Genomic DNA, 434 nt, shown 5'->3' on the forward strand with positions numbered 1-434 from the left:
CCATGTGACCAAGTTGAGTCTGCTGTTGCTTGGAAACTAGCAATCGAGCGTAAAGATGGTCCTTCTGCACTTATCTTCTCTCGTCAAAACCTTGCACAACAAGATCGTGACGCTGAGCAAGTAGCAAACATCGCTAAGGGTGGTTACATCCTGAAAGATTGTGAAGGCAAGCCAGAGCTTATCCTTATCGCAACGGGTTCTGAAGTTGAGCTAGCGGTTAACGCTGCTGCTGAGCTAACGGCTGAAGGTAAGAAAGTACGCGTAGTTTCTATGCCTGCTACTGATGCGTTCGACAAACAAGACGCGCAGTACCGTGAGTCTGTACTTCCATCTGACGTAACGGCACGTATCGCTGTAGAAGCTGGCATCGCTGACTTCTGGTACAAGTACGTTGGTTTCGGTGGCAAGATCATCGGTATGACAACGTTCGGCGA

At 49.1% G+C, this 434-nt stretch carries 1 protein-coding gene; it reads left to right on the top strand.

Translation table 11 applies throughout. The features are described 5' to 3' along the window. Nucleotides 1-434: transketolase-like TK C-terminal-containing protein (locus AB4507_RS19155; protein WP_372183109.1), on the top strand; the 434-nt coding region annotated here is incomplete at both ends.

Source organism: Vibrio sp. 10N.222.54.A3 (genome assembly GCF_041474095.1).
In the GTDB taxonomy this organism is placed as follows: domain Bacteria; phylum Pseudomonadota; class Gammaproteobacteria; order Enterobacterales; family Vibrionaceae; genus Vibrio; species Vibrio crassostreae_C.